Here is a 25,844-nt window from a genome sequence, read left to right on the forward strand (position 1 = left end):
TAGAATCGATTTTATCGAAAGAGTGGCCTTTTTTCAATTTTTGAATACCTTATTTTGGTTAATCAACAGGCGTGGTTTAACGTGTATTAATTAAAAGACTTATGTCCACCGCTATGATAAAATATAAATAAATGGGAACAAATGTTTCTATGTTGTATATATATATTAAAAATGGTTGTATCTGGCGTGCGAAAAGTACCTATAGTTTTAGACACCTCAAATTTTGATATTAAGGTTGGTGATAGTTGTATGGTTAGTGGTAGAGAATATAATGAATGTTTGCAAATATTAAAAAGAATTGCTTGGAGATTACAATATCAGGCTAAACGTCAAAGAAAGAAAGAAATTACAATCGCCCCCGACAATGTTTTATACTCGTCATTTAAGAATCAAAATGACGTACTTTCAAAACTTTATGTTGAAGATCTCATTGGTCTTATTCCTGCTGATAATGCTCGACGTGTTATTAAGAAAATTTATATCGAAGATAAGACAGAAAAAGTGGTTGCTTCAGAACTTAATATAACTCAACAGGCGGTGAATAAATGCAAAAAGATGGGTTTAATTATGATCTATCAGAAGATGACTTCTCAGAAATATTAGATAGAGCAAAAAGTGGAGATAAAGATAGTATTCAAAAAATTTTAGAAATTTTTGAAGACGAGATTAAAAAAATGGCTAAATTTGTATTGATGCCTGAACAAGATGCAATACAAACAATAAAACTAAGATTTCTGGAAATTATTTTACCTTATAACAACTTTCCTAGAGAGAAGGAGTGAACTACTTGGATAGAGAAATATTAACCATTTTTTTCAACTGCAGTGGAATTTTTAGGTTTCCCTATTGTTATAACGGGCTATCTTCTCCTACGTTTTGAAAAGAAAATGGATCGTCTAAATGAAACAATACAAGAACTTTTAAAGTTTAAGCGCGTAGAAATTAGTCGGAAAGAAGGTAAAGTTTAAGTAATATCTCACTGGAGAGTTGATCGTTTTGGGTTCGGAGCATTATTTAATGCTTCTTTGGGTTACTACAAAACCCGACAATTCCCAAGGATTAACTCGAAGTGCATAGGTCATATATTAAAACAACTATATAATCAAATTTCCCAAACTAGTATTTTTATTGCTGTATAATAATTAAAATATTTTCCAAGCAAAAAAGCATCTCGATCATGATCATCGGGATGCTTTATACATCATTCTTTTGTCGTGCAACCTGGCGTTTTGCGAAGCTAAACCACCCAAAGCCTGATCGACTCGTAATACTGGACTTGGGTTTCGGATGCATAATTTCGATGCTTCTCAAATAAAGCAACACTGCGGGCCAAGTCCTCGTATCGTTTCATCTCCAAGCATAGCGAAATGCAGAATATTGTTTCCTTAATCCCGTTTTCGTAACGTTCTTTCGTAAACTCGTAAACGGCTCTATGATAGCAAAACCAAAGATATCTGCGCGAATTAATCAGATCGTCTACAAAACAATCGAATCGGTCGATCGCGCTGGCAAAGCGTTGCAGTATGTGATCGATACAAAAGCCATGAATATTCGCCGCTTTTATAATCGTCGTTAGTCCGGACAAAGTTTCATTCAGCTGGTCAAGGTTCTCCAGGTAATCCGCGTATTCATTCAGAATGCCGTCATTACCCATAAACACTTCAAGCGTGTAAAGATTCGCTTTCGCGAAAATTTTAAACTTTTCAACCTCCTTCCAGCCTAATTCGTCAAGAGGTTCAAACCAACTAAGATCGGCATAAGTTTGTACAACTTTTTTAGCTTTTTCGTATAGTCCTCTTTTTTCCAACGAAATCCCTTCAAATAATAAACCTATGCCAAAGTAATATACCAAGTGACGCTCTACCGATACTTCTTCCACCATTTTTAGCTTATAAAGAATCGAGCTTAGTTCCGTGAGCTCTTTTGCAAACTGTTCGACTTCATTCCATCTCTCCAACGAGTAACAAGCCTTCGCCAACTTCAAAAGCGCCGCAAGCTGGAGATATTCCGGTAATCGTCTTCGGAAAGGCTCGAATTGAATAACCGATTTCCAGTTCCTTTCGGCATCTGTACCTTGAGCGATTAGAAATAAACGATATTGGCTTATCGCCATGAGCTCAGAGAAACTATCCTTTATATTATCGACCACCAGTTGATAAAAGCGCCCCGATTCCTCCAGCCTTCCGTTCTCGAAAAGCTTCTCCGCCGCAGCAAAGATAATGGACACGTTCTTGGGGTTATCGAGAATCTTGGAAACCACCGGTTCGATACAATCCACTCGGCCAGTTTCTGCACATCGTACCAAATATGGAATTATGCGAGGCCGGGACAATTTATCGTCCGAGATGCATTCTTCCGTGTACAGCTCGTACAGCCATCCGGGGGCCTTTCCAAAAACTTCTGCCAGAGCGTCCAGTTGACCGATTGTCATGGCACGGGACCGGCCATTTAACACCATGCTCAAATTTCCGGCGTTAATCCCCGTCAGTTCGGCTATTTTATTCAGGTTGTAACCATGCAGCTTCATCTGGTCTTCGATTTCCGACCGCAAAGAGCGATTATCCACCCGCACGGAACACCCTCCCCTAAATCAATAAAACCATACTACCACAATGGGACGTTTACACAAAACAACGGATCACCAGGGATTTCCTAGGATCGAGTTCGGTAAATTTTATTCAAAAAAAGTAACCTTGATGGGCAAACGCCAGTCAAGGTTACTAGGGTACTGCTGCACCGATATTGGATTCCTCCAGAACTTCTTGAATGAGATCAAGAACGTCCGGGTCTTCTTCTTTTTCCAGAACTCCCACTAATATACCGATAATCCTGTCATCCTCGATTTGGGACAAGGCTGTTATGGCTGCACACCTGATATCGGGGTCGGGGTCGCTAAGCAGATGGACGAGAGGGGGAATTAGGCTTGGGGTCGGAAAAGATGCAGCAATATGGGAACACCAATACCTGACACCGATATGTTCACTATGCAATGCTGAAATTAGATGCGGAATGACTTGTTCTACTGAATACTTCATCAAAACGTCTTCAATCAGTTGATAGACTCCGAAGCCGTTGCCTTCGCCAAATGAATTTAAAAATAATGGAATACACCGAGAATCAGGATAGTTTAAAAAGTGTACCCTCACATCATTATACTTTTTAATGATTTCGAATCTTTCCTCCGTATCTTTTGAAAAGGGCTGATTGTTTTTCAAAAACATTATGGCTTGTGTGGAATTCATTTACTTCGTCGAATCCTCCTATTTGCTGCTTTTTTTAAATCGTTACATTTGTGATCTGTTTTGAATTTCTTATGAAATAAGAGCCGCTCACGCAAAACGTGTTTCATTGTATCATCCACACACTTTCAACCTAGAAGACTTTTGGGCCAAGAGAATATACTGATCCAAACGCTGACTGAGCTGGACCACCTCCTCGTGTGATAATGAACCCTTCTCCTCAGCCAATCGCACTAACTGCTGCCGTAGCTGCGTGATTTTTTGTTCCAGTTTCGTATTCATATCATCTATCACCCAAATTTATTATAATGGCATTTTTCCAAATAAAGGGTCTTGGGATTTGAGAAATATTTTTTTCGACAAAAACTACATTCCGAATCATTTTGTCCAGAATGCTCCCTTGAACTACGCTCATAAGAAAACCGCCCCTGGAAGAGGCGGCCGTATTGGCTCAGGTTTTTTATTGTATTGGTTCGTTGCTATAGGGTAAAATCCCTCGAAACTATTCGACAAAAAAACACCCCAAGATCCATTGGGATGCTTTATCCAAATCTTAATATTGAAATAGTTCTATCCATCCACGCCATGAACAAGCATTCTAATAACTAAGTCAATAGGGCTTGATATCTGGGAATGACCTATCAACCCACTAAATAACCCGAAACATATAACCAGAGTCAGGAATTTTCCTTTCACTTTCTATCCACCTCCTCTCTTATAACCGTTGATTGGTAATCCTTGATTTGTCGCTTTGATGCATATCCCCGATACTTTTCAAATAAGGAAACACAGCGGGCAAAATCTTCATGTCGCTTCATTTCTTTAGCTAAGCTTATACAGCGTAAAGTCTCATCGATTCCTTGTTCGATTCTCCCATTCCTGAACTCGTAAACCGCTTTATGATAGCGAAACCAAAGATGTCTCCCAGAGTTAATTAAGTCGTTGTCAAAATAATCGAAACGGTTGATAGACTTGGAAAAGCGTTGCAGTATTTGATCAATACATAAGTCGTATGTATTCGCTGATTTTAAAATGGTAGTCAGTCCGGACAAGATTTCATTGAGTCGATTTAACCCTTCCAAATATTCGACATATTCGTTCAGGATACCATCATTGCCTGTTAATACTTCAAGCGTGTAAAGATTCGCTTTCGCCCAAACTTTAAATTTTTCAACCTCTTTCAAGCCCGCTTCGTTCAGGGGTTTAAATCTTTCAAGATGAGCATAATCTTGTACAACTTTTTTAGCCTCTTCGTATAAGCCCTTTTCCTCTAAAACAGCACCCTTAAATAAAAGGCCCATGCCCAAATAATACACTAGGTGATGATCAATCGCTACTTCTTCCACTGTTTTTAATTTATGAAGAATGGAACTTAGTTCTGTGAGTTCTTCAGCAAACCGTTCGACTTCATTCCATTTCTCCAATGAATAACAAACTTTGGCCAACTTTAAAAGTGCTGCGAGTTGGTGGTTCTCCGGCAAGCGTTTTCTAAAAGGTTCAAATTGTATAACCGATCTCCAATTCTTCTCGGCATCCGTGCCTTGAGCGATAAGAAATAAATGATAGTGACTCATAGCCAGCATCTCGGAAAAACTATCTTTTACATTGTCGGCAACAAGTTGATAGAAACGTGCCGACTCCTTATATTTTCCCTTTTGAAACAACTTTTCTGCAACAGGAAAAATTATGGATACGTTCTTCGGATTATCCAAAATCTTAGAGATCACCGGCTCAATACAATCGTTTCTGCCAACCTCGGCACATCGTACCAAATACGGAATTAACCGCGGCCGGGACAATTTTTGTTCGGAAATGCATTCTTCCGTATAGAGCTCGTACAGCCATCCGGGAACCTTTCCGAACACTCTTGCCAAAGCGTCTAATTGACGGATTGTCATTGCGCGGGAGACACCATTCAACGCCATGCTGAGATTTCCGACATTAATCCCTGTCAATTCAGCCACTTGATTAAGGTTATAGCCATGCAGTTTCATTTGGTCTTCAATTTCCACGCGCAAAGACCGATTAACAATCCGCATAATAGGCGCCCTCCTCAAATTGATAAGTTTATATTACCACAATATACCATTACTGTGAAACAAAAATATTAATGGTTTGGTCAAAAATGAGGATTTATTTTACATTTTTCATCAAAAACGTTTATCTGAATTCCACGAAATCTTGATTTTAAAGGTAGTTTTTCGCTTTTTATGGATTGGGTCTTAATAGGGGAGGAATATACCAAAATTAACCTTGGGTAAATCTATGGAGAAATGCAAACGACATTGTGGGTGGGGACGGGCTAACGAAGTACGAAACGAGCGAACGCAACGATATAATAGACCATCGCGGCGATGGTAAGAGCGACATAACAGACTCCCAGCGCATAGATTAGGGCTTGTCCCCCGTACCCGAACAGTTTCCAGAACCACGCTAAAGGTTCTGCCGGAAGCTCATCCCCATAGGGTTGGGGGCGGCGCGGTTTCCAAGCGTCGGCCTGGGGCCGATATTTATCTGAGTTTTGTTCCTTCATTAAATCTCATCCCTTCCGATTTATATTTGAACCGGACTTAGCACAAGTAGAAAACACGCCCCGAGGAGGAGGCGTGTATCAACTCTGACCATAAGCTTCTGCTCAATCCATCTCATCAACCTCTGTCGTAACTTCCTATACCGCCTCGAATCTTATTATATTGTTCGTTTTCCATATACAGGATTTATGGTTTTTTGAATAATTTTTTTCGACAATTAGATGCTTGTCTAAATTTTGGTACAATCAAATATGGAAATAAATATTCGATGCTGAACCTCCAAACTACGGATTCATGAGGAGCATATTACGCCAAAGCGCTGGAAGGTAAAGTATTGGAACAAGCGTGGCAGTCGATATGGCAGCATACAGAGACGGAACAAAGAGCAAAGGCCGAGCATTCGTAAGGCAGCAAGAACTTGTCGAAGAACGATGAGAGTTAAGTGTGTAAAGAACGAAAAGTAGGAATGGCTTCGGAAAAACGAGACAATACGTGATCTACAGCGCCTTCTCTAGACAGAAAAAGGAAGTGGGCGTCCCCACTTCCTTTTTCTTGATTCAGTTGTACATCTCCATGGTCGGAGTCAAATGTTAAAGTAAAACTTCCTCATAATCGAGGTCAAATTATCGGATTTCTAACTTACAGTTACATTTTATCGCACCTTGAAACAGCAGTCAAGGGCGCATTCTCCCTAATAATTGGCTACAAAATCTGATTCGGCAAGTCTTTTGCTTACTTCGTTTCCGGAGTAGTACCGGTCTAAAAGTAATTTTTTGTATCCCTTCATATCCCGATCCGGGCGGTTTTGCGGACGCTTTAGCTGTAAGGTTTTCATCGTCGTTTCATTCCACAGACGATAATGCGCTGTCACCGTTGTCCCATCATAGGAAAAATCACGAACCGGTGCAAACCGACTATCACTGTAAGAGCCTAACCGTTCCGGAAGCGCATCTCCGCAGTTTTCACGAATGTGATAGTGCAACGTCTTTTCTCTCCCCAAAAACGAAGCTATTCCCCAATCAATACGAATTGCGCGTGCAGGCATCAAGGTTCCTTGCAAATATCTCCCATTACGCAGCATTGCCCGTTTTCTTGATATTCTACCTATTTTATGTACGAGCGCAATTGTATCCGTTGCCGGAAGCCCACGAATCCACCCCAAAGAAAACAACGTTTCCGACTCTTTAGCAAACTGGCTTGTGGTTGGAATAACCGTTATTTCCTCATTATCATGTGTATCTTCCCATACGATGGCAAAATGCGGCGCATCCAGTTCTTTTCCCACCCCTCCAAAGTCACAATAGATGACATCCAGCTTTTGAAAATACGGCTCTGGTGTCCCTGGTGCCGTCGTTCCTTTCGCTGGTATACTGCGATTTTCACAATCTGATAGCCTCTCTACGCGCTCCAAAAATCGTTGCCTAGGCGAAAGGTTACCAAGACTCGGCGGTGTTACTGAAAGCAAATTAATCCTTGTTACGATGTTTTCGAATTCCTTTAGTTTACGAGAAAGATCAGCAGCATCCGGATCAGAAAGAGCTTGTAGCGAAACTTGAAGCTTAGCCATTGCCTCAATATCTGCTGTATCCAGAGCTAAAATCGTATCTAAGAGCTCTTGATAATTCAAAGTAGACCTCCCGTTCTCTAAATCTAAATTTTTTTACCAAAACAAAACAATCAGGACGGCCAAGTTCTGCACATCGCACCAGAACGATTGACACCCCGCACGAAGAAACCCTCCCCTAGAAATATAAATTGATTCTACCTTAATATGCCACCAATTGGAATATTTCTCGAAATAAGCGGGTATAAAGCCGTCACGGATTCAGGGTGCTCATATTTGCACATGTTTTGAAGATATTTTTGAAACTTCTAGTAATCACTACCGTAAATTTAGGTTAGGAATCCAATTGATAAAAAAGTGAGGATGAGCCTCTTGAGAGTCATGAAGTTTGTATTGTTCGCATTATTAAGTTTATTGCTTCTGGCTGGTTGCGGATCGGTTCAAAAAAATGCCCAATCACAAGGTCTGACCAGTTTTGAAGATGTCGCAAATTACATCAAGGCCCATAATAAATTACCAGATAACTTCATTACAAAAGATGAAGCAAAAAAACTGGGCTGGGACCCCCAGAAAGGAAACTTGCATAAAGTCGCGCCGGGCAAAAGTATTGGCGGCGATGTCTTCCAAAATCGTGAAGGAAAATTGCCCAAAAAAAAGGGAAGGGTATGGTACGAAGCCGATATTAATTACAAATCCGACCGTCGGGGAAAGGACCGAATCTTATTTTCCAACGATGGTTTAATATACAAAACGGAAGACCATTACGAGACGTTTGAACAAATAAAGTGAGTCAATGGAGGGATTAGGGATTGCGGGAGATTATATTAGATGGCACAAAAATTGATGATGTCGGTCAGCTGCATGCCGTCTTGAAAGAAGCCCTGGAGCTGCCTGAGTATTATGGCAACAATTTAGACGCCTTGTGGGATTGCTTGACAGGATGGGTTGCAATGCCGCTAACGATTCGGTGGTTACATTTTCAAGAGAGCGAGAAGAAGCTAGGGGAATATAGCAACCATGTACTGCAACTTTTTCAAGATGCTGAAAAAGAAATCGAAGGATTTCATCTGCAGTTTGAATCCTAATTGAACGAGTGTGATCATGTCAGTCAGGCAGAACACTGACCATCTTTCGATCAAAAAATTGACAAGAACCTTATCTCATGAAAAGTCGCATATTATGCGGCTTTTTTATTTTATTGACGCCTGACATTTTGCCTTGGTTGGGCCAGATTAACGTTATATTGAGCCTCTATTTCCTTTTCCCACCAGCCCGATCTCTTTTAAATATTCATCGCAATAATAACGACTCTTCACCATTAAGCCATGGTATTGTTGTTTCCAACGGAAAAAGCTATACAATATCTTGTTCGTTGAAATGTAGTTTTAAGGGGATTTTACTCCCCTTAGACTTTGTTCAGATCCCTCATGTTGCTTGCATTTGTGCCGTACCTCAGACCGCTGAACTGCGTGCCATGCTCAAAACCGCAGATTGTTGAGCCACCGGACCAAGGAAGGCAAGAACCCGCTGCGTAGTTCTTCCGCAAGGGCGATCGCTCTTTCGGGATAATCCGTAATAATCCCGTCGACACCCATGCTGAAGAAGCGCTCCATACTATTCTTTTCGTTCACCGTCCATACATAGAGCGGTTTGCGCTGCTGTTTGGCCGAAGCGAGGACCGATTCGTTGACCATATATTCCTCCACGACGACAAAATCAGCCTTGATCTGTTTTATATCAGGAATGCCGGCGAAAATGACATATCCGACCTGAAGCGCCGGCTCCGCGGCTTTGATCTCTTGCAAGATTTCATAATCCAAGGATTGCACGACGCAATGCGTTTGGAAACCATTTTCACGCACGGTCTTTAAGAATGTATTCAACAAATTACGTTCGTTTCCATGTGTTTTTACCTCGATGTTCAGCTTGATTTTTCCTTTAGCCACGTTCATCACTTCCGCAAGGGTGCTGATTCGGCCTGTAAGATCTCCCTGCGTCACTTCCAGCTTCCTTAGCTCATCCATTGTCATATCATACACTTCCGCATCGTAGCCCGTCAGCCTTTTCAGATTGGTGTCGTGAATGACGGCGAGCTCCCCATCTTTTGTTTCCAAGATGTCGATTTCCGCAAAATCCGCATGGGCCTCTATGGCGCCTTGAATGGCTTCGATCGTATTCTCGGGGCCTTTTGACATGTATCCCCGGTGGGCCATAATCGTCGCTTTCTTATCGTCAAGCGGGAGGTCGCCGACAGCCGGGACAAGCGCGAGCGCTGTCGCGAAGGCGGTGATCAGTCCGAGTGCGATCAGCTTTCTTTTAGTCTTGTGCAGCAATCCGCGGCTCTGAGAGGAGCGGTTTTCCATGGCGTCCCCGTCCGGCATTTGCAGCACGGCATGGCCCGGGTCCGTCTTAGCTGTGTACATCCTGGTGAGGATGGTAATATAAAGCGGCGTTACGAACAAGGTAACAAGGTACAGGGAAAGCACAGCGCTCTTCGAAACGACGGATCGCACGACTTCAGCAAATCCCGTCTCCTGAGGAAATGTGAAATAAACGAGAGTCACAGCGCCTATAAGCAAGGCGATCATCAAGCCCTCGACGATCATAAACAAAAGAATGACGCACAGCATCATTACAGACATTTGGGAATAGCTTTTTTTCATGATGGCAGCGCTTTTTTTGGCGGCTTGCCGAAAGCTGTACGTTCCCTCGATGACGATCATATGCAGCAGGAAGCTCCACCGAATCTTGAAGTATGCCAAGACGGCAAGCACGCCCGCATAGAGCAGCGTGCCCCAGCCCGTTTTGAACAGCTCGCCCGAGATGAAATTCGGTATTTGCAGAGAAGGCAGCAAGGAGGAACCGAAACCCCAACTCAGCAGGGGAAAGAAGAGCAGCAGGTAGAGCGCCCAGCCCACAAACCCGTATTTGAAAAGCGACGGGAGATAGGCGAGCGATTGCAGGAACGCCGGGATAAGCTCGATTCTCTGTTTTTTCTGCCCGTAGTAGGCAATGATGACCAGAACCGAAAACTCCAAAAAAATCAGCATCGTAGCGACCGGGATCAGAATAAGCATGCTTAAAAAACCGTATCTGCTGATAGCGAAATCCAGAAGCTCGTAATTCGTAGCGCCAGCAAACCCGCCCATGCGGAGAAGCCAGTGGAAGACGAAAGAAATCGCCGGAATAAATATGAATAGCGTAAGCGTCTTGTACAAAAGCTCAAAAATGAAAATTTGCCGGTAAGTAAACGCCAGCGTGTTGAACATGTCGGCAATCAACTGGCGTATGGAAGTTTTAGAAACTTTACTCATGTTCTGCACCTGCTTGTTAAAGGGAAGTATAAGACCTATCGAGCGATAATAATAGACCGGGACTTTTTAGCTGTAAGGAATCCAGGTCATTGTAGTTCTTGGGATAAATCCGAAACCACTTGCAATACTGCAAAAACAACATTTCTTTATGATAATCGTCAACCATCCAAAGCGCCTTTTCAAAAGAGTGCTTGTAAAAGTCCAACAAATCCGTCTCGATGGATTGCAATTTTTTAATTAAATCATCTCTGTCGTATTCGATATAGTACATCTTCTGTATTTCTTGCTCCGTTAGGTCTTTCCTCATGGCGCCAGAAAAATCGTCAGACCAGATCCTTACCGTATGATCTACGTATTCTACGGATGGGTAAGGGTCGTGACCAAGCCATACATTCTCCATATTGATCACCGCTTCGAGCACTTCTCTCCAACTCTCAAGTCCGCAACAACAGCCCGGAAGGATCACTTTATCTTTGTCCTCGAAGGCGATTCCACCACGTATTAATATTTCATCTGTAGTTATGAGTTCATTCAATACATCGGCAGGGTCTCTAGCCACATCCACGTCGTTATACCCACATAGCAACGTAAAAAATAAGACTGCATCATCTGGCGAAGATGATTTGGAAAGAACAACGCTTTCCCGATACTCGGCTTTTGATAACCAGGAAGGCTGATCAAAATTAGGATCTTGTATGATCGCGCTAACTTTTCCCATTAATTTTTAATTCCTAATAGTTTTTTACTTTGGATGATTAAATCCGGATCAATATTGCTATCTCCATCTTTAAATAAGCGATAAGCAGGTATCAATTCTCCCTTTAATGGGCTATCTTGTCTATTGAATAAGGCATCCTCGTTTCGCCATAGTTCAAACCAAGGCAGTGCTTCATTCTCTACAAATAACAATATTTGATTTGCACATCTATTAACCGTTTCAACATCTATATGATACCTGAAGTTATACCATATTGGGTATTCATTTTTAATTCCATTCGCTTGGATTCCGTTTAATGCTACGGCCTCGAAATCATCGATTAGAAACCGTATTCCAGTAAAAATTCTAAAGTATTCGTTGTTGAGTTTTTGCAATTTTATAAACTCAATTCTATCTTCGTAAAGTCTTGTATAAAAGCTCGGCTTAGTTCTCATAAAGCCATGCGGCAATAATAATGTACTTAATTTCTTTCTAACAAGTTCCGCATGCTTTTTTTCAAGGAGTTTATCCTTCATACCATGTTTCCTTTCCAATTCTTAGTTTATCAATCTGCTTAGCTCTTGCTTGGCAACTTCTTCGACCCAAGCCACAAAATTTGGACATCCATTAATTGTGTATACCGTATATTCCGGATAACCGTCAAGGGGGGTGATGTGCTCAAAACTGTGGTCATGAGCAAGCATTTTCAGACTCGTTCCATCTTTCCCTAATTCCTCCGAAGCATGTTAAAAGTGTTTTATGTTCTTCGCATAACGGCTTATTAATCTCACATGCCGGAGGTTTAGCTAACCAGCCGAAAGAATTTCCTTCATGGTCAGACCATCCCAATAAATGGAACGATTCACGGTTTATCTGTACATTCGTAACACGCGACTTCATTAATAATTCGCTCAACATGGGGTATAGATTTGTGAACGAGTCAGAAAAATGAAAGAAATCTCGGCCGTGGAAGGTCGGAATATCCCACACTTGACAATTCTATCATTGACGGATTAGCCAAGTCCAATATCGAGGGAGCAAGTCCTCCACATGCGGGAGCAAAAAAACTTCAAGCATGCAGACATATCGTTCGTTTCCGAACCATATGTCCTGCCGCTTGAAGTTTTTGTATTTGTTTTAAGAGCTACATTCCTTCTTGAGAAACTCGTCCACTACTTGATAAAAACCGTTTAAATCATCGGAGTGAACGCCGTGTCCGCATTCTTCGAAAACGACAAGTTTTGTGTTTGGCCTTCTTGCTTCCATCCGTTTCGCCTGGTCTAAGTCAAGAAAGATACTTCTTCCGCCATTAATCAGCAAGATGGGGCATTTGGAAGATAACCAGTCTTCCCACCAATCTCCATCTACATGCGAAGCGGTGACTTTCAACCCTTCCATGTCGGTGCGGAACCCCCAGCCTTGTTCATCCTCAAACACGCTTTCTGAAAAATAATCGATCGCACGAAGTCCTGCATTTTTTATCGAATCCCTCAGTTCTTTTAATGAAGCTGATCGGAACGGAAGTTTGTCGACAAAGGAGACGTCGTCCATAATTTCCGCTCCGATATCCTCGACAATAACGGCCTTGACCAATTCAGGGTAACGGGCTGCGAACTGATAAGCGTTTAGTCCGCCTAATGAATGCCCTAATATCGTTACAGGCTGTCCGCCAAGTTCTGATTGAATTAGGTTTAGAATATCCATCACATAATGATCTCTTGAGTATTCCTTGTCCGAAGAATGCTCGCTCCAACCATGACCGCGTTGATCTAAACAAATGACCCGCCAGTCACTAAATTTAGCTGCTAATTCTGAAAATGTTCTTGCATTAGCCATGGACCCATGAAGCATAACAAGTATTTGGTCGCTTTTCCCGCCAAAGTCAAGATAGGAAAGCTGGAGATTTCCTGATGTAAAATATTTTCTCGTTGCTGCAATTTCATTGTGAGAATTCGGCATATGTTGTTTTCCCCGCTCCTTAAAATAGATTTTAGAATTCGTGTAACTAGCTCAATCATAATCGCTAATAGTGACAAGGATTGTCATAGTTATATTTTTTAATTTGGTAAAACTTCTTGCGGGAGATTTTCTCCTTATTATGAACAAAAAAACTTCAAGCATGCAGAACTATCGTTCGTTTCCGAACCATATGTCCTGCCGCTTGAAGCTTTCTGCTAGTAGTCTCTCAATTCTAATACTAATAGTATAGATTGGATGAATGTGGTATAGTTATGCCAAAAAGAGGAAGGACATATGCGCCCGATCAAAAATCCCGTTCGCTTAACCGTGGAAGAACAAGCAAGCTTACGAGCCATTATCCTCAAGCGCTTCGTGGATCAAAGATGAAAACATGCGAATCAGCGAGAAAAACGAAGAAAACATTAATTCTTTGAGGGAGGTGAAACCTATGAATAAATATGATAAAAAGAATTCCCTCTGGTTCAACATAGCCGCCCACAAGCCATCTTTGCATTTGTTATCGGATTGATATTATTCATTTTAACGTGGCTATTGTATGCGGCTGAAAACCATTAGAGTTCTGCAAATCTCTACTTTCCGAAAACACCGTTCACCACCTGCCGATACACACGTGTGAAAACCGATGTCTGTGTTACGCCGATCATGCCAGCCCATCCTTTTGCATAGCAGTCGGATACCGTTCACTGGTCAGCGTCCGGCGCTATATTCCGAACATGCCTTAAATAGGCGGTAACGCGCTGATCGTCTTCTAGAGGGTATTCGTAATTCAAACGGTTCGCAACATCCTGCGCGGTTCGGCGGAACAAATCCCCCATGGCAAACAAAGCCTGCCAAGCTCCTTCATAAGTCGCGTTCGGGAAGGTGGACAGCAATTCGTGCCAGCTCTCCGTTGAAAGATACTTCTCCAGATATTTGCCGTTTTTGCCTGTGCTGATCGAAAAATCGGTCTGAATACCAACCTGCCATTCCAGCATTTGAATAAGCATCGGTCTCACGGCGACGTTCAAATGATCTTGGGCGTAAAGCATCTCTTGTCTCCACAAGCCTTTGGCCACGTATGTGGATACCCACCAGAATTCATTGCAGCAATCGGCAAAAAGCTTGGCCGACGGGCGCTTCACCCAATAATCTTCGTCTGTCGGGGCCGGAAGCTTAGGAAGACAATCGTCTTTGTCCAACAAAACGACGGCCAGTTTATCGTCTCTGTTCCAGTTGTCCTTCTGCTCGAACGGACACAGGGTCAGGTCAATCCGGTTGCCATCCGTGAACAGCATCAGGTAGGGGAACGTTCCATCCAGTTCGGGAGGAATAAGCTTCATCTCTTCCGGCTTTTGCATGATAATTCGGCTGCCGAAGCGGTCGATCCACTGCGTATCTTCAATAAAAGAAGGCAGATCATGAACGATAAACACGATATCATAATCTTGAAATATATCTTTTGGCGCATTCGGATTGGTTCGCGACCCGTTCATCCCGACCGCCCGGATTCGCTCATCGTTCCTCGCAATATCCAGTATGAGCTTCATCATTTCCTGTTCACTTCTCATCCTCGTCTCAACCTCCATCGAGTATAGTCAGGGTTCGGCATTCGAACGAGGCCGGCGCGGTTAACCGTACCTTGCCATCATCTCAGTCAGCCTCCGCTTGATGTCATCAATCAGCTCCGGCGGGCATTTCACGGTCGCATCGGCGCCCAAGCCGATGAAAAACTGCGCCAGAAACGGAATGTCTCTCTTCGGCATGCTGCCTTCCAGCCATCCGGTGCCGTCCTCGCGGCGGTGCAGCTTGGTCGCCGACCAATATTCGGCCTCGCATCGATGAACTCCCTCCTCGCTCAGTTCCGCATACAGACTGGTGAATTCCTGCTCCGACGGAAGCAGCGCCCCCCGGTTGCCGAGGTGGAGATGCCGGAGATCGAGCGGCTGCGTTCCGGAAGTGTCTTCCGCCGCGGACTTGATCCGGTCGCACCGGAACAAGCGGATATCTTCGCGAAGGAAGCAGTAGGCGGGGCAATACCATAAGCCGCTGCTGGCATAAATGCCGACCGGCTGGATGAGTCTGGCGGACACGCCTTCGCGCGATTCGTATTCGATGCGGATCACCTTCTGCCGGATGGCCCCATCCAGCAGGATCGATAAATAAGGGAATTTCGCCTGTCTCGACGGGATCACAAAGTCGATCCGGTTCTTCATCTCATCGATCCGGTCGCGGACATCCCCCGACATGTAAAAATAAAATTTGCTCAAGGCGGAGGACGATTCCGTCTCGAAGGGCAGGTAGGCATAGTGGCGCAGCGCATGACACGCGAAAAAGATCGCGACAGCCTCCTCCTCGGTAAAGGCGATCGGGGGCAAAATCCGTTCGTTCAATACCTGATACCCGCCATGAGGTCCCACCTCCGAATACAACGGCACCCCAAGCTCGCTCAATTCCTGCAAATCGCGCAGAATCGTCCTCGTCGATACGTCAAACTCCGAGGCCAGTTCCTTGACGGTAAATTTCTTCTTTCGGTTGACGGTCATCATTAATTCCATCAGTCGTTTGGGTTTGGACATGGCGTGGCTCCGATTATTTTTTATCGTTAAGGCTGAGAAGACTCCCTCTTCGATAAGGGGGAGATGAATCAGCATCTCTAGTATATAAATGAGAACATATGTGCTATAATTGTCATGAAATCACCAAAGGAGATAAGTCTCGCATGCTGCTTCATAAAGCTTTTCGCTTTCGCATCTACCCAACGGAGGAGCAAACGACGCTGATCCATCAGATGTTTGGATGCGCTCGCTTTGTCTTTAACCACTTCCTTGCGAGATGGAACGACACCTTCCAAGAAACAGGCAGAGGCTTGTCTTACCAGACCTGTGCAAACGGGCTGCCAGCGTTGAAAAAGGTATGGCCTTGGCTTAAGGACGTGGACAGCATTGCTTTGCAATCCGCCGTTCGCAGCCTGGCAGATGCGTTTGATCGCTTCTTTCGAAAGCAAAACAATCCGCCTCGTTTCAAGAGCAAACGCAATCCCGTCCAAAGCTACATGGCGATCGAAGAACAAGTATCGGTCATCAAGCTGGAGAAGCTGACGAGCCTTCGCCAAACGACAAGAACAAGTCGTAAAAACGCAAAAAACTTGCATAACTGGACGTTCTATCAATTGCAAACGTTTATCGCATACAAAGCGGCATTGGCCGGGATTAACATCATCGAGGTCAATCCTGCCTACACCTCCCAAACGTGTCCAAGCTGCGAGAAACGGAACAAGGCAAAGGACCGAACGTATGAGTGTTCATGCGGGTATCGCGCACACCGCGACAGGGTTGGAGCGATCAACATCCTGCGCCAACCTGTGATAGATGGTAACAGTCTATCAGCCTAGATAGCTATACGCTCTGATCTAGGATGAGCTAATGAGCTAGCTCTTAACTTAGCAGTCGGCACAAAACAGAAATGGCCTGCGTGCGTTAACTAGCTAAGAATCCCACGGCTTTTGCCGTGTTGGAGGCTCAATTAGCCACTTCTTGCTCGCTCCAGGCCCACAGCCTGCGGGCAAGCTCCATGTCTTGGGCCCGGGCTGATATCGGCGCAATCCGGTTAAGGTAAAAGTATTCGCCGCTGATGGAGCTTACCTCCGGGCTCGAAGCGAGGTAAACGATCGTGCGGGCACCCTCCTCCGGGGTCAGGAAAAACGGCCGCAGCAAGGCGTGAATCCTGCGGCCGAAGCCGGTGGTGCGGTTGACGCCGAGAGCGGTGCCGACCGCGCCCGGATGCAGCGAGTTGGCTGTCACTTTCGTTCCTTTCAGCCGCTCCGCCAGCTCCTTCGTGAACAAGATGTTCGCCAGCTTGGACTGTGCGTAGCCTTTCCATACGCTGTATCCTTTCGTCAGGTGCGGATCGTCGAAATGGATGCTTCCGATCTTATGGGCGCCGGACGATACGGTCACGATCCGTCCCTGCGGCGAACGCAGAAGCGGCTCCAGCAGCAGGTTGGTTAGCAAAAAGTGCCCCAGATGATTCACACCCATCATCGCCTCGAAGCCGTCGGCGGTCGTCTGCCGCTTGAACGCGACGACGCCCGCATTGTTGATCAGCGCGTCCAGCGTGTCGTGCTGCGCCTCGAACGCTGCGGCGAAAGCGCGGACGGAGGCGAGCGAACCGAGATCCAGCGGCATCAGCCGCAGCCGGTCCGAGCTGCTCTGCCGCTGCGCTTCCTGCAGCGCCTGTTCGCCGCGTTCCCGGCTGCGGCATGCCATAATGACATGCGCCCCCTGCCTCGCCAGCTCCACCGTCGCAGCGAGCCCCATCCCGGAATTAGCCCCTGTTACGATCACGGTGCAATCCCGCATCCGAATCCCTCCTTTTTTCTGTTACTATTTATTATAGTGCTTCCGCTGTCATCGTAGGTAAAGAATGTTCCGCCCGAACCGGGGGAGGGGCATTCTTTTTTTAGTCGAATTTGGATTTGACATGGACGAAAACCAAACATAAAATTAAATTGTTTAATTAATAATGTGTAAAATATTCGGTCTATCTAACCGGCATTTTCTGGTGCCGGAGACGGGTCCAAGCGAGCGGAGATGATCATGAAGCATGTTGAAGTTGTTTGCTTATTTGAAGCCGTACCGTGTGCCTATCGCTATCGTTCTGGCTTTGATCTTCCTGCAGTCTTTATCCGACTTGTATCTGCCTACGCTCATGGCCGACATTGTCGATATTGGGGTCGTGCAGGGGGACACGCCCTATATTTTGCAGATCGGAGGCCTTATGCTGCTGGTGGCGGCGGGCGGTACGATCTGCTCCGTTGTGGCGAGCTATTATTCCTCCAAGGTGGCCGCAGGCTTCGGTCAGCGGCTCCGCAGCAGCGTGTTCGAGCATGTGGAGAACTTCTCGCTGCAGGAGTTTGACCGGATCGGCACGGCTTCGCTGATCACGAGGACGACCAACGATATTACGCAAGTGCAGCAGGTGCTTACGATGATTCTGCGGATGATGGTCAGCGCGCCGATGCTCTGTATCGGAGGCATCATTATGGCCGTGTCGAAGGATGCCAAGCTGTCGCTCGTCCTCATCGTGATTATCCCCGTGCTGGTCGGAGCGATTTTCTTGATCGCGAGCCGGGGGATTCCGCTGTTCAAAGCCATGCAGACGAAGCTCGACAAGCTGAATCTGGTGCTGCGCGAAGGGCTGACCGGGATTCGCGTCATCCGGGCGTTCAACCGCGCCGGGCACGAGAAGCGCCGGTTTAATGACGCCAACCTCGACCTGACCGGGACGGCGCTGAAGGTGAACCGGATTATGGGGGCCATGATGCCCGTCATGATGCTGACGATGAATTTTGCGACCATCGCGATTATTTGGTTCGGCGGCTTCCGCATCGATAGCGGCGATATGCAGGTCGGTTCGCTGATGGCATTTTTGCAGTACGCGATGCAGATTATGTTCTCACTGATGATGGTATCCATGATGTTTGTTATGATTCCGCGCGCGTCGGTTTCCGCCGCTCGTATTCGCGAGGTGCTGGACATGGTGCCCACGCTGAGCGACCCCGAGCAAGCCAAGAACGGCGGAACGCTAAAAGGCCACATCGAGTTTCAACAAGTGTCGTTCAGCTACCCGGGCGCGGAAAAACCGGCGATCTCGGACATTACGTTCAAAGCCGGTCCTGGCGAAGTGACGGCGATTATCGGCGGCACGGGCGCGGGCAAATCGACGCTGATCAGCCTCATCCCGCGGTTCTACGACGTGGCTGGCGGGCGCGTGCTGGTGGACGGCATGGACGTCAGAGAGATGACGCAGGAAACGCTGCGCGCCAAGATCGGATTCGTTCCGCAAAAGGCCGTGCTGTTCTCGGGAACGATCCGGGACAATATCCGGTACGGCAAAGAGGATGCGACGGAGGAAGAAATTCGCCATGCGGCCGACATCGCGCAAGCGTCGGAATTCATAAGCGAGATGCAGGACGGCTACGATTCGGTTATCGCTCAAGGCGGCTCGAACGTATCGGGCGGGCAGAAGCAGCGTCTTTCCATCGCCCGCGCGCTGGTGCGGCAGCCGGATATTTACGTGTTCGACGACAGCTTCTCGGCGCTTGATTTCAAGACGGATGCGAAGCTGCGGGCCGCCCTGCGGGAAGAGACGGGAGAGGCTACCGTTCTTATCGTGGCTCAACGAGTCAGCACGGTGATTGATGCCGACCGGATCGTCGTCTTGGAAGAAGGCGGGATCGTGGGCATCGGCCGACACCGGGAGCTGTTGGACACCTGTGAGGTGTACCGCGAAATTGTGTCCTCGCAGCTTTCCGAAGACGAGCTTGCCGGAAAGGAGGAGGCCCGATGAGTGAACAACGAAGAGCCCAGGGACCCGGCGGCGGCGGAGGCCCGTTCGGAAAAGGCCCCGGGATGGGGATGCCGATGCAGAAGGCGAAGGATTTCAAAGGTACCTTGAAACGGCTGATCCGGTATTTGCTGCCCCACAAATTTCAGTTGCTGGCCGTGTTTGTTGCGGCGATTATCAGCACGATCTTCAGCATCTACAGCCCGAAGCTGATGGGACATGCGACCACCAAGCTGTTCGAGGGCTTGATGCAGAAAATGAAAGGCGTGCCGGGTGCGCACATCGATTTCGGCTATGTGCATTATATCCTGCTGATACTGGCGGTATTATATATCGTGAGCGCGGCGTTCGCCTATGTGCAGCAATATTTGATGGCCGGCGTAGCGCAGAAGACGGTGTACGACCTGCGTAAAGAGGTGAACGAGAAGCTGGCGCGGCTGCCGCTCAAGTTCTTCGATTCGAAGACGAACGGCGAAATTCTGAGCCGCGTCGTGAACGACGTCGACAACATCAGCAGTACGTTACAGCAAAGCTTGACGCAGTTGATTACGTCTCTGATCACCTTGGTCGGCGTCATCGCGATGATGCTGACGATCAGCCCGATTATGACGCTGATCGTGTTCCTCACGCTGCCGCTCAGCCTGCTTGTGACCAAAGTGGTCGCTTCCCGCTCGCAAGGCTACTTCAAGGAGCAGCAACAAGCGCTCGGCGAGCTTAACGGGCACGTAGAGGAAATGTATACGGGCCACAAAATCGTCAAAGCGTTCGGCCGCGAGCGCCAGTCGGTCGATACGTTTAACGGCATTAACGGGAAGCTCTACGAATCCGGCTGGAAGGCGCAGTTTATTTCCGGCATCATCATGCCGATGATGAGCTTTATCAGCAACGTCGGCTACGTTCTCGTCAGTGTCGTCGGCGGGCTGTTGGTCACGAAGAGGTCGATTGAGATCGGCGACATTCAGGCGTTTATTCAATATTCCAGGCAGTTCTTCATGCCGATCACCCAGCTCGCGACGATTGCCAACGTCATTCAGTCGACCATCGCTTCGGCGGAACGCGTGTTCGAGCTGCTGGACGAACCGGAGGAAGACCCGGAGCTCGCCGAGGGAAAACGCCTTGGCGCAGCGAAGGGGGAGGTCCGGTTCGAAGGCGTCCGGTTCGGCTACAAGCCGGATGACATGCTGATCGACAACATGAACATCGACGTCAAGCCGGGACAGACGATCGCGATCGTCGGCCCGACCGGCGCAGGCAAAACGACGCTGATTAACCTGCTGATGCGCTTCTACGAGGTCGGCGACGGCCGGATCACCATTGACGGCACGGATATTACGGCGATGAAGCGCGGCGACCTGCGCAGCTTGTTCGGCATGGTGCTTCAGGATACGTGGCTGTTCAACGGGACGATCCGGGACAACATCGCGTACGGCCGCGAAGGCGCAAGCGAGGACGAGATCGTGCAGGCCGCGCTGGCGGCACATGCGGACCATTTTATCCGGACGCTGCCGGATGGCTACGATACGGTCTTGAACGAGGAAGCGTCGAACATCTCGCAAGGCCAGAAGCAGCTTCTGACCATTGCCCGCGCGATCCTCGCCGACCCGGCGGTTCTGATCCTCGACGAAGCGACCAGCAGCGTCGATACGCGGACGGAGGTTCATATTCAGAAGGCGATGAACGAGCTGATGAAAGGAAGAACCAGCTTCGTGATCGCGCACCGTTTATCCACGATTCGCGAGGCCGACCTGATTCTCGTCATGAACAAAGGCAGCGTGATCGAGCAAGGCGCCCACGAGGAGCTTCTCGCGCAAGGAGGCTTCTACGCCGAGCTGTACCACAGCCAGTTTACCGGCGGAGGACGGGGGCAGGAGGCGGGTTAACCTTGGAGGAACAGCCGCAGGCACGTCCTGCGGTTGTTTTTTGTGGTACGCGCAGTATGGGCGTATAGGAAGAACGGCCCTTGCCGCAATATCAATGGTTTTTACATTTTTTTTAATATCATATAAGTATTTATTCTTATATGAAGTTTAGCTGTTTGTTGCTAGATTATGGGAAGCTAAGAAGGGAGGGAATGCAGGGCGTATCGTTTTGGGAGTACATGGGCCTTACCGGCGATAAATCCGAGGTCGGAGCAAAGATTGAACGGCAGCTGCATAGAGAAACGCTACACATGGCCACTAAACTTACGGAAGAAGGTCTTCAGGAAAAAGAGTAAGGGTCGCGATCAATGGACGGTTACACAGACACAGAATCTGTAGCGCAAGGTCTTTGGAAATACAGCAAAAATCCGTAGCTTATAGCGCTACGGACTCATATACTTCAGAGAAGGATAGCCGGGGTGACATTCCCGGATCTCCTAACCGTGATTGCTCACGGGGCGCTGGCTGCCTGTTCCAACCTCAGATCCTTCTCTTCAGTAGTATATGCAATTGAACTTCCTTTATTATAGACTATGCTTCGGAAGTGCGCAACCCGGAAAAACCTTGAAATACAAGGTCTCCGGTCGGTTTTTCTTAGATATACGGGAACAGATACTCGTTTTCGCTGTAGCTCGTCCATTTCTCTTTGGACATGACGAACAACGTGCGAGCAAAAAACGTTCCCTTTGCTGTCATTCTTACTGCCACTAATACACGGTCCTCTGGGGAACCGTATTCCTTAATGTATTGAATGGATCCGTCCTTAGGATGCTTCGCAACATAATCAGGCTGTGCGATGATTTCATTAAGATAATGCCCATAATTCCTGTAGTCTTCTGGGTGTTGGTCCCTCATATGCTCCCTGTTCTGGTCACCAATGAAAATCGGAGTTCCCACGGGGACAGTCAAACCTAAATGCTGAATTTCTTTTGTCTTTATTATGCCTATTTTTTCTGGCATTAATCCTCCCCCCCTTCATCTGTCTCAGTCGGATCCTCCTCACCATCCTCTTCAACTTCCAATCCTTCCTCTATAAGTCCATATATAGCCGTTGGATGTTGTAAAAGTATTTCGTCATCTGCAACAGCTAAATCCCTCATCATATTCATAAGTGTTTCCATGCTATCCTTTTGCCTCAGTCGATTCATGTGATTTACGGCGATTCCCGATACTGGTTTATCCTTATATACAAATGGACTCTCGAATATCACTACATCATCAACATGAAGCTGACTAATGGCGAAAGCGCCAGATTTCCGAAGATGATGCCGATGGCCAACAAGCACGCCATCCTCCCTCTTCGTAATAATGAACAAAAAGTTAGTCTTAGACGCGTTTATATCAGGATTCTTCTTCTGGTCCAATCCCCAATGGAAAACATGATAGACCTTGATTATCTCGCCATAAACAGCAGCCAATTGCTCCCGCGATTCCAACAGATCATTGAGCAGTTCCTGGTCATCGAATTCGCGTTTCTTGACCGGTTGCACATTAATGATCGAATCCGTGTAAGGAATCAAAAATGTGGTTGCAGATTTTTTGTCATGTCGCGTGCGATAAATAAGGCCAGCTTCACTTAGCTTTTGAATCCAAAAATCAATCGTCCGGGTCTGCCTCCCGAAGTACTTCGCTATGGTTTGAATGCTATGCCAACTGGTGCCGGTTTCATTATTAGATACGAACCCCAAATATAGATAAAGGCGAAGCGCCCCTTCATCCAGGTCCTTGAGCAGTTCCTTGTCCTTGAATGCCCGTAGCACTGCAAAGAAGGGTTCCTTCATATTGGTGTTGTTCTGACGCCATTGATTATAATGGCTCTTCAGCGCCTCTAATTCATCCAGACCATCTGAATTTGTTCCCAAAACAGGTATTCTCGCCATTATAAGGCCCCCTTCTCTATCTACAGGTAGTCTACACGAATCACTCCGACCTGTAAACTGCGAGATAGCGCATATATTAGAAATAATCTATGTTATGAACCGCGGATTTTTATGTGCTATGCTTCGTACAAATAAGAAGTTATATTAAAATGTGATAATAAGATAAGATAATAAAATAGGCGAATAAGACACAGGTTGCGTGGCACGATGCCCGTTTTCGTGTCGGGGCATCTTTTTATTTTTTTCAAAAAAATGAGCCATCAATTTATGATGGCTCATTTGCTTATAGCATGCCTGTTCAGACAAGTATCGTTCGATCATTGAGAGCGGATTTTTGGAGAACGTAATGGATGCCTCATACGTTTTGAAGTCCTTGCGTTCCTTGGTATATGGCCGCCGTAGTCGTTCAGGGCCCTTCATGGAAGGAACTGAGCGACTTCGGTGCCCCTCTGGCAACTGAGTTACATATATAACGATGGTTTGCCTCAACAAGTAGCTGGCCGGTCTTTCCATCGGCTTAGAGTAAAAAAATGCACTTCTAATGCTCCCTAAAGCCCTTAGCGTATATTTTCGTTAAAATGTTGGCTTTTGCGAACAAGAGCCGTTTTTTGCATTGTTATTTTCTTGCGCTTTTTCCCAAGATCACTTCCGCTGTTTTTTTAGCATATTCCTCAGCATCAGCATCATTATAATTACTTATTACTGCTATCGTCAAACGTTCTTCCGGGAAACGCATAAAGTGTGAAGCGTAGCCGGCCCAGCCTCCTGAATGCTCCAAGTATGGACGATCAAAACCTTTGCCGATAGACACGCCAATCGCATAATCTTCATTATCAATAATCGGCTTTCCGGATGGAGAAGTTTTCGGACCTAGTTCGCTCATTCTTTTCACAAGGTCTTTCCCGCCAACCGTACCTGTAGTGAAGTTTTGTCCCCATTTTACCAAGTCTTCAACAGTCGAATGAACGGCTCCATCGCCCATATGCTCCCACGGGCTTTCATAGATTTTATAAGCCCCTTGCTCATTCTTCGAGTAGCCGCGAGCAACGGGGAAAGGGGTAGGATAGCGATCCACGAATGTGGTGTCGTTCATGTTTAAAGGCTTAAAAATACGTTCCTTCGAAAATTCAAGAAGGTTTTTTCCACTAACTTTTTCCACGACTAAAGATAATAAAAAGTATCCTGTATTACTGTAATCATATTGGGTTCCGACCGGAAATTTTGCAGTTTGATGATTTTCAAGGTGTTTCAGCGATTGTTTTGCAGTTAAATTATCAGTATCCTTAATTTTCGCGGCTTCAGCCAATTGCATATAATCCACTAATCCGCCAGTATGATGAATGAGATGTCTTAGTGTCACTGGTCTAGCATATTCTCCAAGAGAAGGTACATACTTTAAAATGGAATCATCCAGTTTCAATTTACCTTCTTGCTCTAGCAGTAAAATTGCAAATGCTGTGAATTGTTTAGATACAGAAGCAATATTAAAAATGGTTTTTGTCGTTATCGGTAGTTTTTTTTCTATCGAATCTAAACCAACGGCCCCTTTATAGGTTGCGCCATCGTCGAAGCTCGCAATATAAGCAAAACCGGGTTCATTTGGTGAGACCTTGTTAAATAATTGTTTAATCGCTTCATCTGTTGCCTGATTGTGAGTAGTATTTATACTACCTTTTGCCTGTTGATTTTGATTATTGTTTTGAACCGCCGGCACCGGGCTTTTTTCCTCCTGCGCTTTTTTGTCTGAAGAAGTGGAGCATGCAGATAAAATTAACGAAGACGACAACATAAGTGACACAGTGGATGTAAGAATGCGTTTTTTGTTCATTGTGAAATTCTCCTCTTGAAGAAATAGATACAAATAATTAATACGAGTCATAATTGGAACAAGTTTCTTAATTTTTTCAATAAGTTTGCTCAGGGGTTCGATCAAAGTGTTCGCGAGCAGGATGCTTCACGATTCAACCACATGACAACTGCTGCTATAGGAAAAGCTACTAGTGCTGTGAAAATGGCGATAATGGGTAATATACTAAGGGTTTTTGCCACATAAATCATATACAGAAGCGGCGCAATTAATAACGTACTTGTAACGGTCCATCCTGCAACGACGACATAGCGATAAATAGATTGCGCCCAATTGAGTTTGAACAGGATTGGCAAAATCAATGCCAGGCTAATGACAGCCGGAATCGTAAAGGCGTAGCTAATCCCTTTGAACGTAAGGCTTGTCAGGATAGCCAGAACAACCCATACAACCTGGGTACTCATAGCAAAGTTCTCCACACCGAATTTTTGCGAAATCCACCTGCCGACAATGTAAGCGTCAAATCCTCCACACCTAGAAAAACGACGGGATTCATGAGATCATATACGTAACTGATTACGACGCGCAC

The 25,844-nt window shown here is 46.0% G+C and carries 24 protein-coding genes and 2 pseudogenes; 10 read left to right on the plus strand and 16 right to left on the minus strand.

What is annotated here, in order from left to right; genetic code table 11:
* Positions 1 to 186: 186 nt before the first annotated feature.
* The 3 genes from NLX71_RS23975 to NLX71_RS23985 are packed head-to-tail and all read left to right on the plus strand — an operon-like array spanning position 187 to position 968.
* Positions 187 to 603: a hypothetical protein gene (locus tag NLX71_RS23975; protein ID WP_254366310.1), complete on the plus strand. Its 417-nt coding sequence runs from the start codon at positions 187 to 189 to the stop codon at positions 601 to 603.
* Positions 546 to 782, plus strand: a complete 237-nt coding sequence (locus NLX71_RS23980; RefSeq protein ID WP_254366311.1) for a helix-turn-helix domain-containing protein — start codon at positions 546 to 548, stop codon at positions 780 to 782. The genes NLX71_RS23975 and NLX71_RS23980 overlap by 58 nt, the downstream gene beginning before the upstream one ends.
* A gap of 42 nt (positions 783 to 824) precedes the next feature.
* Positions 825 to 968, plus strand: a complete 144-nt coding sequence (locus NLX71_RS23985; RefSeq protein ID WP_254366312.1) for a YvrJ family protein — start codon at positions 825 to 827, stop codon at positions 966 to 968.
* A 269-nt stretch (positions 969 to 1,237) separates the two neighbouring features.
* Here NLX71_RS23985 and NLX71_RS23990 read toward each other — a convergent pair whose 3' ends face one another.
* The 5 genes from NLX71_RS23990 to NLX71_RS24010 form a co-directional block, all read right to left on the minus strand.
* The gene (locus NLX71_RS23990; protein WP_254366313.1) at positions 1,238 to 2,572 is read right to left on the minus strand and encodes a helix-turn-helix domain-containing protein; all 1,335 of its coding nucleotides are present in this window, start codon (positions 2,570 to 2,572) and stop codon (positions 1,238 to 1,240) included.
* Between the two features lie 148 nt (positions 2,573 to 2,720).
* Positions 2,721 to 3,242 (minus strand): HEAT repeat domain-containing protein, encoded by a 522-nt coding sequence (locus NLX71_RS23995; protein ID WP_254366314.1) that lies wholly within the window; start codon positions 3,240 to 3,242, stop codon positions 2,721 to 2,723.
* Positions 3,243 to 3,353: 111 nt separating this feature from the next.
* Entirely contained in the window at positions 3,354 to 3,521 is a 168-nt protein-coding gene (locus NLX71_RS24000; protein ID WP_254366315.1) for an aspartyl-phosphate phosphatase Spo0E family protein, read from the minus strand.
* A 410-nt stretch (positions 3,522 to 3,931) separates the two neighbouring features.
* A complete protein-coding gene (locus tag NLX71_RS24005) occupies positions 3,932 to 5,278 on the minus strand; it encodes a helix-turn-helix domain-containing protein (RefSeq protein ID WP_254366316.1) in 1,347 nt (448 codons plus the stop codon).
* Positions 5,279 to 6,461: 1,183 nt separating this feature from the next.
* Complete coding sequence (locus tag NLX71_RS24010) at positions 6,462 to 7,397, minus strand: type II toxin-antitoxin system PemK/MazF family toxin (RefSeq protein WP_254366317.1); 936 nt, start codon at positions 7,395 to 7,397, stop codon at positions 6,462 to 6,464.
* Between the two features lie 300 nt (positions 7,398 to 7,697).
* Here NLX71_RS24010 and NLX71_RS24015 point away from each other — a divergent pair, with 300 nt between their 5' ends.
* Both NLX71_RS24015 and NLX71_RS24020 read left to right on the plus strand, forming a co-directional pair.
* Positions 7,698 to 8,123 (plus strand): ribonuclease domain-containing protein, encoded by a 426-nt coding sequence (locus tag NLX71_RS24015; protein WP_375377954.1) that lies wholly within the window; start codon positions 7,698 to 7,700, stop codon positions 8,121 to 8,123.
* 20 nt (positions 8,124 to 8,143) lie between these two features.
* Positions 8,144 to 8,419 carry a barstar family protein gene (locus NLX71_RS24020; protein ID WP_254366319.1) on the plus strand — a complete coding sequence of 92 codons (276 nt, stop codon included), beginning with the start codon at positions 8,144 to 8,146 and terminating at the stop codon, positions 8,417 to 8,419.
* Positions 8,420 to 8,812: 393 nt separating this feature from the next.
* Here the strand turns inward: NLX71_RS24020 and NLX71_RS24025 are convergent, their stop codons facing one another.
* The 6 genes from NLX71_RS24025 to NLX71_RS24050 form a co-directional block, all read right to left on the minus strand.
* The gene (locus NLX71_RS24025) at positions 8,813 to 10,648 is read right to left on the minus strand and encodes a glycerophosphoryl diester phosphodiesterase membrane domain-containing protein (RefSeq protein ID WP_254366320.1); all 1,836 of its coding nucleotides are present in this window, start codon (positions 10,646 to 10,648) and stop codon (positions 8,813 to 8,815) included.
* A 16-nt stretch (positions 10,649 to 10,664) separates the two neighbouring features.
* Entirely contained in the window at positions 10,665 to 11,366 is a 702-nt protein-coding gene (locus NLX71_RS24030; protein WP_254366321.1) for a hypothetical protein, read from the minus strand.
* Positions 11,366 to 11,881, minus strand: a complete 516-nt coding sequence (locus NLX71_RS24035; protein WP_254366322.1) for a hypothetical protein — start codon at positions 11,879 to 11,881, stop codon at positions 11,366 to 11,368. The genes NLX71_RS24030 and NLX71_RS24035 overlap by 1 nt, the downstream gene beginning before the upstream one ends.
* Before the next feature lie 601 nt (positions 11,882 to 12,482).
* A complete protein-coding gene (locus NLX71_RS24040; protein ID WP_254366323.1) occupies positions 12,483 to 13,304 on the minus strand; it encodes an alpha/beta fold hydrolase in 822 nt (273 codons plus the stop codon).
* Positions 13,305 to 14,005: 701 nt separating this feature from the next.
* Entirely contained in the window at positions 14,006 to 14,872 is an 867-nt protein-coding gene (locus tag NLX71_RS24045; RefSeq protein ID WP_254366324.1) for an aminoglycoside 6-adenylyltransferase, read from the minus strand.
* Positions 14,873 to 14,932: 60 nt separating this feature from the next.
* A complete protein-coding gene (locus NLX71_RS24050; protein WP_254366325.1) occupies positions 14,933 to 15,880 on the minus strand; it encodes a helix-turn-helix transcriptional regulator in 948 nt (315 codons plus the stop codon).
* A 143-nt stretch (positions 15,881 to 16,023) separates the two neighbouring features.
* On the opposite strand from NLX71_RS24050, the pseudogene NLX71_RS27155 reads away from it, so the two are divergent.
* Both NLX71_RS27155 and NLX71_RS27160 read left to right on the plus strand, forming a co-directional pair.
* Positions 16,024 to 16,152 (plus strand): annotated as a pseudogene (locus tag NLX71_RS27155) (helix-turn-helix domain-containing protein); the annotation flags it as partial.
* Between the two features lie 213 nt (positions 16,153 to 16,365).
* Positions 16,366 to 16,695: pseudogene (locus tag NLX71_RS27160) on the plus strand (RNA-guided endonuclease TnpB family protein); the annotation flags it as partial.
* Positions 16,696 to 16,822: 127 nt separating this feature from the next.
* Here the strand turns inward: NLX71_RS27160 and NLX71_RS24065 are convergent.
* Positions 16,823 to 17,662 carry an SDR family oxidoreductase gene (locus NLX71_RS24065; RefSeq protein ID WP_254366326.1) on the minus strand — a complete coding sequence of 280 codons (840 nt, stop codon included), beginning with the start codon at positions 17,660 to 17,662 and terminating at the stop codon, positions 16,823 to 16,825.
* A gap of 244 nt (positions 17,663 to 17,906) precedes the next feature.
* Here NLX71_RS24065 and NLX71_RS24070 point away from each other — a divergent pair, with 244 nt between their 5' ends.
* From NLX71_RS24070 to NLX71_RS24080, 3 genes are all read left to right on the plus strand, one after another.
* Positions 17,907 to 19,652: an ABC transporter ATP-binding protein gene (locus tag NLX71_RS24070; protein ID WP_254366327.1), complete on the plus strand. Its 1,746-nt coding sequence runs from the start codon at positions 17,907 to 17,909 to the stop codon at positions 19,650 to 19,652.
* Positions 19,649 to 21,529: an ABC transporter ATP-binding protein gene (locus NLX71_RS24075; RefSeq protein ID WP_254366328.1), complete on the plus strand. Its 1,881-nt coding sequence runs from the start codon at positions 19,649 to 19,651 to the stop codon at positions 21,527 to 21,529. Before NLX71_RS24070 ends, NLX71_RS24075 begins: the two co-directional genes overlap by 4 nt.
* A gap of 191 nt (positions 21,530 to 21,720) precedes the next feature.
* On the plus strand, positions 21,721 to 21,864 hold the full coding sequence (locus NLX71_RS24080; RefSeq protein ID WP_167670344.1) for a hypothetical protein: 144 nt from the start codon (positions 21,721 to 21,723) through the stop codon (positions 21,862 to 21,864).
* A gap of 298 nt (positions 21,865 to 22,162) precedes the next feature.
* Here the strand turns inward: NLX71_RS24080 and NLX71_RS24085 are convergent, their stop codons facing one another.
* The 4 genes from NLX71_RS24085 to NLX71_RS24100 all read right to left on the minus strand — a co-directional run bounded on the left by NLX71_RS24085 (position 22,163) and on the right by NLX71_RS24100 (position 25,719).
* Positions 22,163 to 22,528 (minus strand): PBECR3 domain-containing polyvalent protein, encoded by a 366-nt coding sequence (locus NLX71_RS24085; protein WP_090676594.1) that lies wholly within the window; start codon positions 22,526 to 22,528, stop codon positions 22,163 to 22,165.
* Complete coding sequence (locus tag NLX71_RS24090; RefSeq protein ID WP_254366329.1) at positions 22,528 to 23,448, minus strand: helix-turn-helix domain-containing protein; 921 nt, start codon at positions 23,446 to 23,448, stop codon at positions 22,528 to 22,530. The genes NLX71_RS24085 and NLX71_RS24090 overlap by 1 nt, the downstream gene beginning before the upstream one ends.
* A 616-nt stretch (positions 23,449 to 24,064) precedes the next feature.
* Entirely contained in the window at positions 24,065 to 25,114 is a 1,050-nt protein-coding gene (locus tag NLX71_RS24095) for a serine hydrolase domain-containing protein (protein ID WP_254366331.1), read from the minus strand.
* 263 nt (positions 25,115 to 25,377) lie between these two features.
* Complete coding sequence (locus NLX71_RS24100; RefSeq protein ID WP_254366330.1) at positions 25,378 to 25,719, minus strand: hypothetical protein; 342 nt, start codon at positions 25,717 to 25,719, stop codon at positions 25,378 to 25,380.
* Positions 25,720 to 25,844 lie beyond the last annotated feature (125 nt).

The organism is Paenibacillus sp. MZ04-78.2, from assembly GCF_024213375.1.
Taxonomy (GTDB): domain Bacteria; phylum Bacillota; class Bacilli; order Paenibacillales; family NBRC-103111; genus Paenibacillus_G.

Excerpts from the sequence above, each read along its gene's own strand:
- NLX71_RS23980 (WP_254366311.1), top strand. The coding sequence starts at position 546 with ATGCAAAAAGATGGGTTTAATTATGATCTATCAGAAGATGACTTCTCA.
- NLX71_RS23995 (WP_254366314.1), bottom strand. The coding sequence starts at position 3,242 with ATGAATTCCACACAAGCCATAATGTTTTTGAAAAACAATCAGCCCTTT.
- NLX71_RS24015 (WP_375377954.1), top strand. The coding sequence starts at position 7,698 with ATGAGCCTCTTGAGAGTCATGAAGTTTGTATTGTTCGCATTATTAAGT.
- NLX71_RS24080 (WP_167670344.1), top strand. The coding sequence starts at position 21,721 with ATGCAGGGCGTATCGTTTTGGGAGTACATGGGCCTTACCGGCGATAAA.
- NLX71_RS24025 (WP_254366320.1), bottom strand. The coding sequence starts at position 10,648 with ATGAGTAAAGTTTCTAAAACTTCCATACGCCAGTTGATTGCCGACATG.
- NLX71_RS24100 (WP_254366330.1), bottom strand. The coding sequence starts at position 25,719 with ATGAGTACCCAGGTTGTATGGGTTGTTCTGGCTATCCTGACAAGCCTT.
- NLX71_RS24065 (WP_254366326.1), bottom strand. The coding sequence starts at position 17,662 with ATGCGGGATTGCACCGTGATCGTAACAGGGGCTAATTCCGGGATGGGG.
- NLX71_RS24005 (WP_254366316.1), bottom strand. The coding sequence starts at position 5,278 with ATGCGGATTGTTAATCGGTCTTTGCGCGTGGAAATTGAAGACCAAATG.
- NLX71_RS24035 (WP_254366322.1), bottom strand. The coding sequence starts at position 11,881 with ATGAAGGATAAACTCCTTGAAAAAAAGCATGCGGAACTTGTTAGAAAG.
- NLX71_RS24050 (WP_254366325.1), bottom strand. The coding sequence starts at position 15,880 with ATGTCCAAACCCAAACGACTGATGGAATTAATGATGACCGTCAACCGA.
- NLX71_RS24040 (WP_254366323.1), bottom strand. The coding sequence starts at position 13,304 with ATGCCGAATTCTCACAATGAAATTGCAGCAACGAGAAAATATTTTACA.
- NLX71_RS24075 (WP_254366328.1), top strand. The coding sequence starts at position 19,649 with ATGAGTGAACAACGAAGAGCCCAGGGACCCGGCGGCGGCGGAGGCCCG.
- NLX71_RS24070 (WP_254366327.1), top strand. The coding sequence starts at position 17,907 with ATGTTGAAGTTGTTTGCTTATTTGAAGCCGTACCGTGTGCCTATCGCT.
- NLX71_RS24030 (WP_254366321.1), bottom strand. The coding sequence starts at position 11,366 with ATGGGAAAAGTTAGCGCGATCATACAAGATCCTAATTTTGATCAGCCT.
- NLX71_RS24000 (WP_254366315.1), bottom strand. The coding sequence starts at position 3,521 with ATGAATACGAAACTGGAACAAAAAATCACGCAGCTACGGCAGCAGTTA.
- NLX71_RS24090 (WP_254366329.1), bottom strand. The coding sequence starts at position 23,448 with ATGGCGAGAATACCTGTTTTGGGAACAAATTCAGATGGTCTGGATGAA.
- NLX71_RS24085 (WP_090676594.1), bottom strand. The coding sequence starts at position 22,528 with ATGCCAGAAAAAATAGGCATAATAAAGACAAAAGAAATTCAGCATTTA.
- NLX71_RS24045 (WP_254366324.1), bottom strand. The coding sequence starts at position 14,872 with ATGAGAAGTGAACAGGAAATGATGAAGCTCATACTGGATATTGCGAGG.